The sequence below is a fragment of the Streptomyces sp. NPDC006997 genome, assembly GCF_040635175.1.
Taxonomy (GTDB): Bacteria; Actinomycetota; Actinomycetes; order Streptomycetales; family Streptomycetaceae; genus Streptomyces.
This window is the reverse complement of record NZ_JBEYHH010000002.1, coordinates 238,042-251,906: the sequence shown is the minus strand read 5'-3', so window position 1 is coordinate 251,906 and position 13,865 is coordinate 238,042. Positions and strand designations below refer to the sequence as shown.

At 73.3% G+C, this 13,865-nt stretch carries 9 protein-coding genes and 1 pseudogene; 4 read left to right on the top strand and 6 right to left on the bottom strand.

Annotated features, from left to right (window positions below; genetic code table 11):
* The first annotated feature begins 27 nt into the window (after positions 1 to 27).
* Both ABZ659_RS02785 and ABZ659_RS02780 read left to right on the top strand, forming a co-directional pair.
* A complete protein-coding gene (locus ABZ659_RS02785; RefSeq protein WP_360212675.1) occupies positions 28 to 1,629 on the top strand; it encodes an AMP-binding protein in 1,602 nt (533 codons plus the stop codon).
* A gap of 16 nt (positions 1,630 to 1,645) precedes the next feature.
* Positions 1,646 to 2,458, top strand: a complete 813-nt coding sequence (locus tag ABZ659_RS02780) for a PaaX family transcriptional regulator C-terminal domain-containing protein (protein WP_360212673.1) — start codon at positions 1,646 to 1,648, stop codon at positions 2,456 to 2,458.
* 11 nt (positions 2,459 to 2,469) lie between these two features.
* Here the strand turns inward: ABZ659_RS02780 and ABZ659_RS02775 are convergent, their stop codons facing one another.
* Together ABZ659_RS02775 and ABZ659_RS02770 are read right to left on the bottom strand one after the other, a co-directional pair.
* Complete coding sequence (locus ABZ659_RS02775) at positions 2,470 to 4,851, bottom strand: bifunctional salicylyl-CoA 5-hydroxylase/oxidoreductase (RefSeq protein WP_360212671.1); 2,382 nt, start codon at positions 4,849 to 4,851, stop codon at positions 2,470 to 2,472.
* A gap of 2 nt (positions 4,852 to 4,853) precedes the next feature.
* Positions 4,854 to 5,681 (bottom strand): enoyl-CoA hydratase family protein, encoded by an 828-nt coding sequence (locus ABZ659_RS02770; protein WP_360212669.1) that lies wholly within the window; start codon positions 5,679 to 5,681, stop codon positions 4,854 to 4,856.
* 326 nt (positions 5,682 to 6,007) lie between these two features.
* On the opposite strand from ABZ659_RS02770, the gene ABZ659_RS02765 reads away from it, so the two are divergent.
* Positions 6,008 to 6,451, top strand: a complete 444-nt coding sequence (locus tag ABZ659_RS02765) for an ATP-binding protein (RefSeq protein ID WP_360212667.1) — start codon at positions 6,008 to 6,010, stop codon at positions 6,449 to 6,451.
* Between the two features lie 7 nt (positions 6,452 to 6,458).
* On the opposite strand, the gene argF is transcribed toward ABZ659_RS02765, so the two are convergent.
* On the bottom strand, positions 6,459 to 7,466 hold the full coding sequence (gene argF, locus ABZ659_RS02760; protein WP_360212665.1) for an ornithine carbamoyltransferase: 1,008 nt from the start codon (positions 7,464 to 7,466) through the stop codon (positions 6,459 to 6,461).
* Between the two features lie 98 nt (positions 7,467 to 7,564).
* The gene (locus ABZ659_RS02755; protein ID WP_360212663.1) at positions 7,565 to 8,788 is read right to left on the bottom strand and encodes an arginine deiminase; all 1,224 of its coding nucleotides are present in this window, start codon (positions 8,786 to 8,788) and stop codon (positions 7,565 to 7,567) included.
* A gap of 218 nt (positions 8,789 to 9,006) precedes the next feature.
* Here ABZ659_RS02755 and ABZ659_RS02750 point away from each other — a divergent pair.
* Positions 9,007 to 9,297: pseudogene (locus tag ABZ659_RS02750) on the top strand (hypothetical protein); the annotation flags it as partial.
* A 180-nt stretch (positions 9,298 to 9,477) separates the two neighbouring features.
* On the opposite strand, the gene ABZ659_RS02745 reads toward ABZ659_RS02750, so the two are convergent.
* Together ABZ659_RS02745 and ABZ659_RS02740 are read right to left on the bottom strand one after the other, a co-directional pair.
* Positions 9,478 to 12,024: a polynucleotide kinase-phosphatase gene (locus ABZ659_RS02745; RefSeq protein WP_360212661.1), complete on the bottom strand. Its 2,547-nt coding sequence runs from the start codon at positions 12,022 to 12,024 to the stop codon at positions 9,478 to 9,480.
* Positions 12,021 to 13,484, bottom strand: a complete 1,464-nt coding sequence (locus ABZ659_RS02740) for a 3' terminal RNA ribose 2'-O-methyltransferase Hen1 (RefSeq protein WP_360212659.1) — start codon at positions 13,482 to 13,484, stop codon at positions 12,021 to 12,023. The genes ABZ659_RS02745 and ABZ659_RS02740 overlap by 4 nt, the downstream gene beginning before the upstream one ends.
* Positions 13,485 to 13,865 lie beyond the last annotated feature (381 nt).

The window sequence follows — 13,865 nt, the reverse complement described above, 5'->3', positions numbered from 1 at the left end:
GCCGCCCACCCGAGGGGGCGCACCGCCATGGCCGGTCCCATCCGCTCCGCCCACGTCGACACCTTCGCGCGCGACCACCTCCCGCCCCCCGACCAGTGGCCCCGCCTCCACTTCGACCTGCCGGAACTGCGCTACCCGGAGCGGCTGAACTGCGCCGCCGAGCTGCTCGACGGCGCCCCCGCCGACCGCCCCGCCTTCCACACGCCCGCCGGGGAGACCTGGAGCTACGGCGACCTGCGCGACCGCGTCGACCGGCTCGCCCATCTGCTCACCGCCGAGCTGGGCGTCGTACCCGGGAACCGGGTGCTGCTGCGCGGCCCGACCACCCCGTGGCTGGCGGCGTGCTGGCTGGCCGTGCTGAAGGCGGGCGCGGTCGCGGTGACCGTGCTGGCCCGGCAGCGCCCCGCCGAGCTGCGCACGATGTGCGAGATCGCCCGGGTGCGGTACGCGCTGTGCGACATCCGCTCCGCCGACGACCTCGTCACGGCGGAGGTGCCGGACCTGCGGATCGCCACCTACGGCGGTGACGGGCCCGACGACCCGCTCAACCGCCCGGCGCGGCCCACGCCGTACGAGGCCGTCGACACCGCCGCCGACGACGTCGCGCTGATCGCCTTCACCTCCGGCACCACCGGCCGACCCAAGGGGTGCGTGCACTTCCACCGGGACGTCCTCGCGATCGCCGACACCTTCTCCCGGCACGTCCTCGGGCCCCGCGCCGACGACGTGTTCGCGGGCAGCCCGCCGCTCGGGTTCACCTTCGGGCTCGGCGGGCTCGTCGTCTTCCCGCTGCGCGCCGGGGCCAGCGCGCTGCTGCTCGAACAGGCCGGTCCCGACCGGCTGTTGCCCGCGATCGCGGCGCACCGGGTCTCCGTGCTGTTCACCGCGCCGACCGCGTACCGGGCGATGCTCGGCACGCTCGACGGCCAGGACGTGACGTCCCTGCGCCGCTGCGTCTCGGCGGGCGAGAACCTGCCCGCCGCCACCTGGCACGCCTGGCACGAACGCACCGGGCTGCGGATCATCAACGGCATCGGCGCCACCGAGCTGCTGCACATCTTCGTCTCCGCCGCCGACGAGCACATCCGCCCCGGCACCACGGGCCTGCCCGTCCCGGGCTGGCACGCGCGCGTGCAGGACGCCGACGGACGGCCCGTGCCCGACGGGGAGCCCGGACTGCTGGCGGTGCGCGGACCGGTCGGCTGCCGCTACCTCGCCGACCCGCGGCAGCGGGAGTACGTCCGCGACGGCTGGAACATCACCGGTGACACGTATGTCCGGGAACCCGACGGCTACTTCCGGTACGTGGCCCGCGCCGACGACATGATCATCTCGGCCGGGTACAACATCGCCGGGCCGGAGGTCGAGGACGCGCTGCTGCGCCATCCCGACGTGGTGGAGGCGGCGGTCGTCGGACGGCCCGACGAGGCACGCGGCATGGCGGTCGTGGCGTACGTCGTCCTCCGCGGCGGCGTGCCACGCGACGGCGACGCGCTGCGCGCCTTCGTCAAGTCCGAGCTGGCGCCGTACAAGTGCCCGCGCGAGGTCGTCTTCCTGGACGCGCTGCCCCGCACCGCCACCGGGAAGCTCCAGCGGTTCCGGCTGCGCACCTCCGGTGACCAGCGGTGATCCTCCACACCGTAAGATGATCAACGTGTCCGACCACCCTGCTCCTCGGTCTCTCATCGTCACGCTCTACGGCGCCTACGGCCGGTTCCTGCCCGGCCCGATGCCCGTCGCGGAGCTGATCCGTCTGCTGGCGGCGGTGGGCGTGGACGCGCCCTCGGTCCGCTCCTCGGTCTCCCGCCTCAAACGGCGCGGCCTGCTGGCGCCCGCCCGCACCGCCCAGGACACCGCCGGTTACGAACTCTCCGCCGAGGCCCGCCAGTTGCTCGACGACGGCGACCGGCGCATCTACGCCACCGCCCCCGCGGACGACGAGGGCTGGGTGCTCGCCGTGTTCTCCGTGCCGGAGTCGGAGCGGCAGAAGCGGCACGTCCTGCGCTCCCGGCTGGCCGGACTCGGCTTCGGCACCGCCGCGCCGGGCGTGTGGATCGCCCCCGCCCGGCTGTACGACGAGACCCGGCACACCCTGGAGCGGCTGCGCCTGGACCCGTACGTCGACCTGTTCCGCGGTGAGCACCTCGGCTTCACGCCGACCGTGGAGGCCGTCGCCCGCTGGTGGGACCTCGCCGCCATCGCCAAGCAGCACGAGGCGTTCCTCGACCGGCACGCGCCCGTCGTGGCCGACTGGCGGCGGCGGGTCGACACCCCGCCCGAGGACGCCTACCGCGACTACCTCCTCGCCCTCGACGCCTGGCGCCACCTGCCCTACGCCGACCCCGGCCTCCCGGCCCACCTCCTGCCCGCCGACTGGCCCGGCGCCCGCTCGGCCGCCGTCTTCCGGGAACTGCACGACCGGCTGCGGCACGCGGGGGCCCGGTTCGCCGGGCTGTGAGCTGCCCGGCCTCAGCCCGGGAGGTCCGGGGGGTCCGGGAGGTCGGCGAGCGTCAGCCGGGGCCTGGGCGCGTCCGTACGGCCCGTGCGGGGCGGGCGGCTGCCCGCGCGGTACGGGGCGGGCCAGACGGCGCCCGGACCGTCGTAGCCCTGCTCGGCCGCCGCGTGCAGGGTCCAGTGCGGGTCGTACAGGTGCGGGCGGGCCAGGGCGCACAGGTCGGCGCGCCCGGCGAGGATCAGGGAGTTGACGTCGTCCCAGGACGAGATCGCCCCGACCGCGATCACCGGGACGCCCGCCTCGTGCCGGATCCGGTCGGCGTACGGCGTCTGGTACGAGCGGCCGAACTCCGGGCGCTCGTCGGCGACGACCTGCCCGGTGGACACGTCGACCGCGTCGGCGCCGTGCGCGGCGAAGGCGCGGGCGACGGCGACGGACTCCGCCGCCGTCGTACCGCCCTCGGCCCAGTCGGTGGCGGAGATCCGCACCGTCATGGGACGGTCCTCCGGCCACACCGCGCGTACGGCGTCGAAGACCTCCAGCGGGAAGCGGAGCCGCCGCTCCAGCGAGCCGCCGTAGGCGTCGGTGCGGCGGTTGGTCAGCGGGGAGAGGAACCCGGACAGCAGGTAGCCGTGCGCGCAGTGCAGTTCCAGCAGGTCGAAACCGGCGCGGGCGGCCCGGCGCGCGGCGGCGGCGAACTCCTCGCGCAGATCGGTGAGCTGGGCGCGGGTCAGCTCGCGCGGGGTCTGGCTGTCCGGCCGGTACGGCAGCGGGGAGGCGGCGACCAGCGGCCAGTTGCCGTCGTCGAGGGGCTCGTCCATGCCCTCCCACATCAGCTTGGTGGAGCCCTTGCGGCCGGAGTGGCCGAGCTGGACGCCGATCGCGGTGCCCGGGGCGTGGGTGTGCGCGAAGTCGGTGATCCGCCGCCACGCCTCCGTCTGGCGGGCGTTCCACAGTCCGGCGCAGCCCGGGGTGATCCGGCCGTGCTCGCTGACGCACACCATCTCCGTCATCACGAGCGCGGCACCGCCGAGGGCGCGGGTGCCGAGGTGGGCCAGGTGGAAGTCGCCGGGGACGCCGTCGACGGCCGAGTACAGGTCCATCGGTGAGACGACGACCCGGTTGCGCAGGGTGAGGCCGCGCAGCCGGAACGGCGTGAACATCGGGGGTGTGCCGGGCGGGCTGCCGAAGGCGCGCTCCACGGACTCCGTGAAGCGGGCGTCGCGCAGCCGGAGGTTGTCGTGGGTGACGCGGCGGCTGCGGGTGAGCAGGTTGAACGCGAACTGCCGGGGCGGCTGGCCGACGTACCGGGCCAGGTCCTCGAACCACTCCAGGCTGGCGCGGGCGGCCCGCTGGGTGGAGACGACGACGGGCCTGCGCTCGGCCTCGTAGGCGGCGAGCGCGTCGGCCGTCGTCGGCCGCTCCGCCAGGCAGGCGGCGAGCGCGAGGGCGTCCTCGACGGCGAGTTTGGTGCCGGAGCCGATGGAGAAGTGCGCGGTGTGGGCGGCGTCCCCGAGCAGGACGACGTTGCCGTGCGACCAGCGGTCGTTGACGACCGTGCGGAACGTCGTCCACGCCGAGTCCCCGGCGCGCAGGGGGTGGCCGTCGAGGGCGCCGGCGAAGATCCTGGCGCAGCGGTCCACGGACTCCTGGACGCCGAGATCCGCCAGGCCGGCGGCGCGCCAGACCTCCTCGCGCATCTCGACGATCACCGTGGAGGCGTCGGGGGCGTAGGGGTAGCCGTGCAGTTGCATGACGCCGTGTCCGGTCTCGGCGATGTCGAAGCGGAAGGCGTCGAACGGGAAGTCCGTGGCGAGCCAGATGTAGCGGCAGCGGTGCGGGGTGACGCGCGGTACGAAGGCGTCGGCGTACGCCTCGCGGGTGGTGCTGTGGACTCCGTCGGCGGCGATGACGAGGTCGTGGGTCTCGGCCAGCCAGGTCGGGTAGGGGGCCTCGGAGCGGAAGCGGAGGTCCACGCCGAGGGCGTGGCAGCGGTCCTGGAGGACCTTGAGGAGACGGTGGCGGCCGAGGGCGGCGAAACCGTGTCCTCCGGAGGTGTGGTGGGTGCGGCGGTGGGTGATGTGGATGTCGTCCCAGCGGGTGAAGTGGGGTCGGAGGGCGTCGTAGACGGTGGGGTCGCCGTGTTCTATGCCGCCGAGGGTCTCGTCGGAGAGGACTACTCCGAAGCCGAAGGTGTCCTCCGGGGCGTTGCGCTCCCAGACGGTGACGTGGCGGTCCGGGTCGAGTCTCTTCAGCAGGGCCGCGGCGTAGAGGCCGCCTGGGCCGCCGCCTGTGATCGCTATGCGGTGCGGGTGCGGGTGCGGGTGCTTCGTGGCAGGGCGCGCCCCGCGGCGGAGCCGCGTATCGGCACTGCCCCGCGCCCCTGGGGTGGGCATCCTTACCGTCCCTGCCATGTCGGAGGGCGCTTCTCCTTGAAGGCTCGGTGGAACTCCTCGTAGTCCTTGCCGTTCATCAGCAGCGCCTGCGTGGACGCGTCCAGTTCCACCGCCGCCGCCAGCGGCATGTCCAGTTCCGCCGTCAGGAGGGCCTTGGTCTGGGCGTGGGCCAGGGCGGGGCCCTCGGCCAGGCGGTGGGCGAGGGTCCGGGCGGCCTCGTCGGCGTGGCCCTCTTGCGTCAGTCGGCTGATCAGGCCGATGCGCTCGGCCTCGGGGGCGTGGACCGGTTCGCCCAGCATCAGCAGGCGGGTGGCGTGGCCGAGGCCGACGATCCTCGGGAGGAGGTAGGCCGCGCCCATGTCGCCGCCGGAGAGGCCGACGCGGGTGAAGAGGAACGCGAACCGGGCGGTGGGGTCGGCCACCCGGAAGTCGGCGGCGAGGGCGAGGACCGCCCCGGCGCCCGCCGCGACCCCGTGCACGGCGGCGATCACCGGGAAGGGGCACTCCCGTACCGCCCGGACGACCTGCCCCGTCATCCGGTTGAAGTCGAGGAGCTGGGCGGTGTCCATGGCGAGGGTGGCGCCGATGATCTCGTCCACGTCGCCGCCGGAGCAGAAGCCGCGGCCCTGACCCGCCAGCACCAGGGCGCGCACCGACCGCTCCCGGGACAGCTCGGCGAGCAGGTCGCGCAGGTCGGCGTAGGCACCGAAGGTGAGGGCGTTGAGCTTGTCGGGGCGGGTGAGGGTGACGGTGGCGACGGAGTCGGTGCGGTCGACGCGCAGGTGCCGCCAGCGGGGGGTGGGGGTGGCGGAGCCGGTGAAGGGACTCATGACGTGCGGCCTCCTCGGGCGGGCACGGTCTCACTGCGCTCTGGTCCAGCTACTCCATGAAGTTATCACCGATCCGTGACTGTCGTCACGAGGGCGCGATACGTCGCATCGCGCACGGGAAGCGGCCCGCCTTGTCACCACGTCACCGGATGTCGATAAAGCCGTAACAGGGGGATCGGGTGGGCGAGGGCGGGCGTTCACGGGGGTAGGCCGCCGGTGTGCGGGGCGCCCGTCGAACGGTCAGGGCGACGGGCCCCGTACCATTCACCCCATTGAACGCAAGGCGACACCCTGACGACGCCATGCCGCCATGATCGGACCGCACCGTGCACGAACACCCCTCCGCCTCAGCCTCCTGGCGCTTCGCGCTGCCGCACTCCGCCGCGGCGGTGCCGGTGGCCCGCGCGCTGGTCCGTACCGCGCTGGCCGAGCTGGAGCACGGCGCCGACCGTGACACCGCGGAGCTGCTGACGGCGGAGCTGGTGGCGAACGCCGTGGAGCACACCCCCGGCGGGGCGCCGATCGAGCTGGTCGTCGAGCTGCTGCCGACCGGCTGCCACGTGGAGGTGCACGACCCCGACCCGTCGCCGCCCGGTGACCTCACCCGGCCGACCGGCGGCGCGCCCGACCCCTGGCAGGAGCACGGGCGCGGGCTGCTGCTGATCCGCACCCTCAGCGCCGCCTGCGGCCACCGCCCCGCCGGGACCGGCAAGGCGGTGTGGTTCCGGCTGCCCGTCGTACCGCGGCAGCGCACGGGACCCGGCGCGTAAGGGTCGGTCAGGCCAGCGTCGCGACCAGGAGGGCCTTGATGGTGTGAAGGCGGTTCTCCGCCTCGTCGAAGACGACCGAGTGGGCCGACTCGAAGACCTCGTCGGTGACCTCGAGGGAGTCCAGGCCGTGGGTCGCGTGGATCTCGCGGCCGACCTTGGTGCCGAGGTCGTGGAAGGCGGGCAGGCAGTGCAGGAACTTCACGTCGGGGTTGCCGGTGGCCCGCAGGACGTCCATCGTGACGGCGTACGGCGCGAGGGAGGTGACGCGCTCGTCCCAGACCTCCTTCGGCTCCCCCATGGACACCCAGACGTCGGTGGCGACGAAGTCGGCGCCGCGCACCCCCTCGGCCACGTCCTCGGTGAGCGTGATCCGGGCGCCGCTGCCCTCGGCCAGCTCACGGGCGCGGTCGACGATCCCCTGGGCGGGCCAGTAGGACTTCGGGGCGACGATCCGGACGTCCATGCCGAGCAGGGCGCCGGTGACCAGGTAGGAGTTGCCCATGTTGAAGCGGGCGTCACCGAGGTAGGCGAAGGCGGTCCCGGTGAGCGGCTTGGTGGTGTGCTCGGTCATGGTGAGCACGTCGGCGAGCATCTGGGTGGGGTGCCAGTCGTCGGTGAGACCGTTGTAGACCGGCACGCCCGCGTGGGCCGCCAGCTCCTCCACGGCCGACTGCTCGTCGCCCCGGTACTGGATGGCGTCGAACATCCGGCCGAGGACGCGGGCGGTGTCCTTCACGGACTCCTTGTGGCCGAGCTGGGAGCCGGAGGGGTCCAGGTAGGTGGTCGAGGCACCCTGGTCGGCGGCGGCGACCTCGAAGGCGCAGCGGGTACGGGTCGAGGTCTTGGCGAAGACCAGGGCGATGTTCCTGCCGCTGAGGTACCGCGTCTCCGTCCCGGCCTTCTTGGCGGCCTTCAGCTCGGCGGCCAGCTCGATCAGGCCGCGCAGCTCCTGCCCGGTGAAGTCCAGCTCCTTGAGGAAGTGGCGTCCGGCGAGGGCGGTCGGGACGGTCGGCATCAGAGGGCTCCGAGGGGCGGGGGTGCAGGGACATTGGAAGTCTATACGTAAAGCAGCATTTATATACAGCACCCGCCGCCCCGGTGACCGTGACCGGCCTATACGGCGTCCCGCTGCACGGGGCAGCTCATGCAGCGCGGGCCACCCCGCCCCCGGCCCAGTTCGCTGCCGGGGATCTCTATCACCTCGATGCCCTGCTTGCGCAGATGGGTGTTGGTGGTCGCGTTGCGCTCGTAGGCGATGACGACGCCCGGCTCGACGGCGAGCACGTTGCAGCCGTCGTCCCACTGCTCCCGCTCGGCCGCGTGCACGTCCTGGGTGGCGGTCAGCACCCGGATCTCGCTCAGCCCGAGCGCGGCGGCGATCGCCCGGTGCATGTGCTCCGGCGGGTGGTCGGTGACCTTCAGCTCCTTGTCCCCGGCGCCCGGCTCGATGGTGTACGAACGGAGCATCCCGAGCCCGGCGTACTGGGTGAAGACGTCGCCGTCGACCATCGTCATCACCGTGTCCAGGTGCATCAGCGCGCGCCGCTTCGGCATGTCGAGCGCGACGATGGTCCGCGCGGAGCCCGCCGCGAACAGCTTGTGCGCCAGCATCTCCACGGCCTGCGGGGTGGTCCGCTCGCTCATGCCGATCAGGACGGCGCCGTTGCCGATGACCAGGACGTCCCCGCCCTCGATGGTGGACGGGTAGTCGGCCTGCCCCTCCGACCAGAGGTGGAAGGTCTCGTCCCGGAACAGCGGGTGGTGCCGGTAGATCGCCTCGAAGTGCACCGTCTCGCGCTGCCGGGCGGGCCAGCGCATCGCGTTGATGGAGACGCCGTCGTAGATCCAGGCGGAGGTGTCCCGGGTGAAGAGGTGGTTGGGCAGCGGGCCCAGCAGGAAGTCGTCCAGCTCCATGACGTGGAAGCGCACCGACACCGGCTCCGCGTGGCCCTCCAGGAACTCCCGCTTGGTCATCCCGCCGACCAGCGCCTCGGCCAGCTCCCGGGCGTCCAGGGCCTCGAAGGCGGCGCGCAGGTGGTCCGTGGCGAGCGGGCCGTACTCCTTCTCGTCGAAGACCCGGTCCAGGACGAGCGCGCGGGCCGCCGGGACGGCCAGCGTCTCGGTGAGCAGGTCGCCGAAGAGGTGCACGGTGACACCTCGGTCGCGCAGCACGTCCGCGAACCCGTCGTGCTCCGCGCGCGCCCGCCGCACCCACAGGACGTCGTCGAAGAGGAGGGTGTCCTTGTTGCTCGGGGTGAGCCGCTTCAGCTCCAGGTCCGGGCGGTGCAGGATGACGCGGCGCAGCCGCCCGGCCTCGGAGTCCACTTGGAATGCCATGCCTCCATCCTGACCATTCGGGCGCCTGTTCACCCCCGTATCGGAGGAGACCCGCGCCCCTCGGGCGCATCGGTGCCCCAGGCGCGCGTCCGGCGGCCCGGGAACGCCGTCGCCCGCGGGCCGTGCTCCCCGTGCCCCTGACGCGGTCCGCGTACGACGGTCAGTGAGACGTCACAGGGGCCCCGGCCGCTCCTAGGCTCGACGGGACGAACCAGGCGATGTGCACGCGGTGCGGACGAGAACGGGGGAACCGGGCGAGCCCTGACGCGCTGATCACCCATGTCATGGGGGCGGCGGCCGTGGTCCTGGTCGCGGCCCACGCGGGCGGCTGGCTGGCCCGGCGGCCGCGGCAGCCGTACATCGCGGGCCAGCTGACGGCGGGCATCGCGCTCGGCCCGACCCTGCTGGGCACCCTGGCGCCCGGCGCGTACGACGCGCTGTTCCCCGCGGAGACCGGCCCGGCGCTGACCGGGTTCGCGCAGTTCTCGCCGGTGGTGTTCCTGTTCGCGGTCGGCTACGAACCAGCCCCTGCTCCACCTGGTCCGCCACCTCGCCGACCGCGACCGGCCGCTGCCGGAACCGCACCCGGCGCACGCCCGCTCCCTGCCCGGCCGGCCCACGTCACGGACGCGGGCCGACCGAACGGGCACGGGGTCAGGGCCGGGGCGCGACCGGCTCCGGCTCTGGCCTCACAGCCGGGGGTCGACCGGCTCCGACTCCAGGGCGAGCACCCCGAACACCGCCTCGTGGACCCGCCACAGCGGCTCACCCTCCGCCAGCCGGTCCAGTGCCTCAAGACCGAGGGCGTACTCGCGGACGGCGAGGGACCGCTTGTGGTTCAGGAACCGCTTGCGCAGCCGCTCCAGGTGGTCGGGGCGGGTGTACTCGGGGCCGTAGATGATCCGCAGGTACTCGCGGCCCCGGCACTTCACACCGGGCTGGACCAGACGCCCCTCCGGGGTGCGGACCAGCGCGCCGACCGGCTTGACGACCATGCCCTCGCCGCCCCGGCCGGTCATCTCCAGCCACCAGTCGACCCCGGCCGCCACCGACTCCGGGTCGCCGGTGTCGACGTACAGCCGCCGGGTGGTCCGGAGCAGGCCGGTGCCGTCGTGCTCGACCATGCGGTCAAGGAGGGCGAGCTGCTCGTCGTGCGGGAGGGCGGCGAGGCTGCGGCCCTGGACGGCCAGGATCTGGAACGGGGCCAGGCGGACGCCGTCCAGGCCGTCCGTGGTCCAGCAGTACCGCCGGTACGCGTCGGTGAACGCGGTCGCCGCGTCCGCCCGCTCCCGCTGCCGGGCCAGCAGCCCGGTCACGTCGACGCCCCGCGCGGCGGCGCCCTCCAGCGCGGCCAGCGCGCCGGGGAACACCGCGCCGGACGCGGCGCCCACGGCGGCGTACTGCGACCGCAGCAGCCCGGACGCCTTCAGCGACCACGGCATCAGCTCCGCGTCGAGCAGCAGCCAGTCCGTCTCCAGCCGCTCCCACAGCCCGGCCGCACCGATCGCCGTGCGCAGGCGGCCGAGGACCTCCTCGGTGACGGAGGCGTCGTCGAAGAAGGGACGCCCGGTACGGGTGTAGAGGGACCCGGTGGGCCCGCCGTCCACGCCGAACCGCTTCGCGGCCACCGCCGCGTCCCGGCACACCAGCGCCACCGCCCGCGAGCCCATGTGCTTCTCCTCGCACACGACCCGCGCGACCCCGTCCGCCGCGTACTGCGCGAACGCCTCCGCCGGGTGCTCCAGATAGCCGTCGACCCGCGAGGTCGGCGTCGGGGCCATGGTCGGCGGGAGGTACGGCAGCAGCCGCGGGTCGACGGCGAACCGGCTCATCACCTCAAGGGCCGCCGCCGCGTTCTCCTCGCGGACCGCCACCCGGCCCTGGTGCCGGGTCTCCACCACCCGGCGCCCGTGCACGTCCGCCAGGTCCAGCGGCCGTCCGTCGTGCCCGCCGGGCGCCTCACTGCGCAGCGGCCTCACCGGCTCGTACCAGACCCGCTCCGCCGGTACGTCGACCAGCTGCCGCTCCGGCCAGCGCAGCGCGGTCAGCTTGCCGCCGAAGACGGCGCCGGTGTCCAGGCAGATCGTGTTGTTCAGCCAGCTCGCCTCGGGGACGGGCGTGTGGCCGTAGACCACGGCCGCCCGGCCCCGGTACTCCTCCGCCCACGGGTAGCGCACCGGCAGCCCGAACGCGTCGGTCTCGCCGGTGGTGTCGCCGTACAGGGCGTGGCTGCGGACCCGGCCGGAGGTGCGGCCGTGGTAGCGCTCGGGCAGCCCGGCGTGGCAGACGACGAGGCGTCCGCCGTCGAGGACGTAGTGGCTGACGAGCCCGTCGACGAACTCCCTCACCTCGGCGCGGAACTCCTCGCTCTCCCCCGCCATCTGCTCGATCGTCTCGGCGAGTCCGTGGGTGTGCTGGACCTTGCGGCCCTTGAGGTGGCGGCCGTACTTGTTCTCGTGGTTGCCGGTCACGCACAGCGCGTCGCCCGACTTCACCATGGACATCACCCGGCGCAGCACGCCGGGGCTGTCCGGGCCGCGGTCGACGAGGTCGCCGACGAAGACGGCGGTACGGCCGTCCGGGTGGACGCCGTCGGTGTAGCCCAGCTTGCCGAGCAGCGCCTCCAGTTCGGACGCGCAGCCGTGGACGTCGCCGATGATGTCGAACGGGCCGGTGAGGTGGGTCAGGTCGTTGAACCGCTTCTCGGTGACGACGGTGGCCTGCTCGACCTCCTCGACGCCGCGCAGGACGTGCACCTTGCGGAAGCCCTCGCGCTCCAGGCCCCGGACGGACCGGCGGAGTTCGCGGATGTGGCGCTGGATGACCCGGCGCGGCATGTCGGCCCGGTCGGTGCGGGCCGCGTTGCGCTCGGCGCACACCTGCTCGGGCACGTCGAGGACGACGGCGATGGGCAGCACGTCGTACCGCCGGGCCAGCTCGACGAGCTGCCGCCGGGAGTCCTGCTGCACGCTGGTGGCGTCGACGACGGTACGGCGGCCCGCGGCGAGGCGCTTGCCCGCGATGTAGCGCAGGACGTCGAAGGCGTCCTTGGAGGCGGCCTGGTCGTTCTCGTCGTCGGAGACGAGACCCCGGCAGAAGTCCGACGATATGACCTCGGTGGGCTTGAAGTGGCGGCGGGCGAAGGTGGACTTGCCGGAGCCGGAGGCGCCGACGAGCACCACGAGGGAGAGGTCGGTGACGGGCAGGACACGCCCCCCGGTGCGGTTCTCGCTCATGCGGCCTTCGCCTCCTTCACGTTCTCGACGGTGAACACGGCCATCTGGGTGGGCGGCCCCACCTCGGGGTCGTCGGGCCCCACGGCCTGGAACCGGACGTCGTACCCGTGCCGCCGCGCGACCGCCTCGGCCCAGGTACGGAACTCGGCGCGGGTCCACTCGAAGCGGTGGTCGCGGTGGCGGACGTGTCCGGCCGGGAGGGACTCCCAGCGGACGTTGTACTCGACGTTCGGGGTGGTGACGAGGACCGTGCGCGGGCGGGCCGCGCCGAACACGGCGTACTCCAGGGCGGGCAGCCGCGGCGGGTCGAGGTGTTCGACGACCTCGCTGAGGACGGCGGCGTCGTAGCCCTTGAGGCGGTTGTCGGTGTAGGCGAGCGAGCCCTGGAACAGCTTCACGCGGGCGGCCTGCCGCTCCCCCATGCGGTCCACCTTCAGCCGCCGGGAGGCGATGGTGAGCGCCCGCATGGACACGTCCACGCCGACGATCTCGGTGAACCGGGCGTCCTTCAGCAGCGCCTGCACCAACTGCCCCTGCCCACAGCCCAGGTCGAGCACCCGTGCGGCCCCGCGGTCGCCCAGCGCGGCGATGATGGCGTCCCGCCGCTGTACGGCGAGCGGCGTCGGCTTCTCCTCGACCTCGCGCTCGGCCCCGACGGCGTTGTCAATCTCCTCGACGTCGGTGTCGTCGGCCTCGGCCAGCCGCACCAGTTCGAGCCGCTCCCTCGCCTCCCGCGTCAGCGACCAGCGCCGCGACAGGTACCGGCTGGTGATCAGCTGCTGCTCCGGGTGGCCCGGCAGCCAGCCCTCGCCCGCCCGCAGCAGCTTGTCGACCTCGTCGGGCGCGACCCAGTAGTGCTTGGCGTCGTCGAGCACCGGCAGCAGCACGTACAGGTGCCGCAACGCCTCCGCGAGGGTCAGCTCCGCCGACTCCAGGGTCAGGCGCACGTACCGGGAGTCCCCCCACTCGGGGAACGCGGTGTCCAACGGCACCGGCTCGGCCGCCACCCGCCAGCCCAGCGGCTCGAAGAGACGCCGTACGAGGTCGACGCCACCGCGGGCGGGCACCGCGGGCACCTCCACCCTCAGCGGCAACGGCTCGGCGGCCCGCTCCGGCCGTGCCTTGCACACACCGCGCATCGCGCTGGAGAAGACGGCACTGAGCGCCACCGCGAGCAGCGAGGAGGCCGCGTACGGCCGGTCGTTGACGTACTGCGCGAGCGCCGCGTCAGGCGCCCCGCCCCGGCCCTTCCCCTTCCCCCGCCTCACCAGCGCCACCGCGTCCACATCCAACAGCAGCGCCGCCGTGCAGCGATCCACGCCCGCCTCCGGGTAGAGGACGTGCGCCGTGCCGTAGGAGGTGGAGAACGCCTGCGCCCGATCGGGATGCTTGTGCAGCAGGAAGCCGAGGTCGGTGGCGGGGCGTTGGGGGGTGCCGGTGGTGGTGATGGTCAGGAACATGGTGAGAAAACCTCGAAATAGGCTGTGAACCGCAGACACTCGCCGCGCCCGCGCCTCAGAAATGACGGCTCCTGATCCCTTCTCAAGCTGGCAGCGGAACGGCGCTGGTCAGCCTGCAACGGGATCACCTCGTCGTCGGCGCGCTCGCCCAAAGTACAGCGAGTTCCCCACCGCGTACGCAGGATTTTCCGGTGCTTGATCACGGTGTCCACCGGGTTCAGGTCGGGCACTCAGACCCCGCTGGCGTCCTTGAAAACGACGTCTACCACACACCAGGTCCGGTGTATCGACATCCCGCCCTGGAGCGGAAGGGTGCGGGTTGAAATCCTCCACTCCACGATGATCTGATTCTCGATTGAAGGCAGGGCGGCAGGCTTGGGG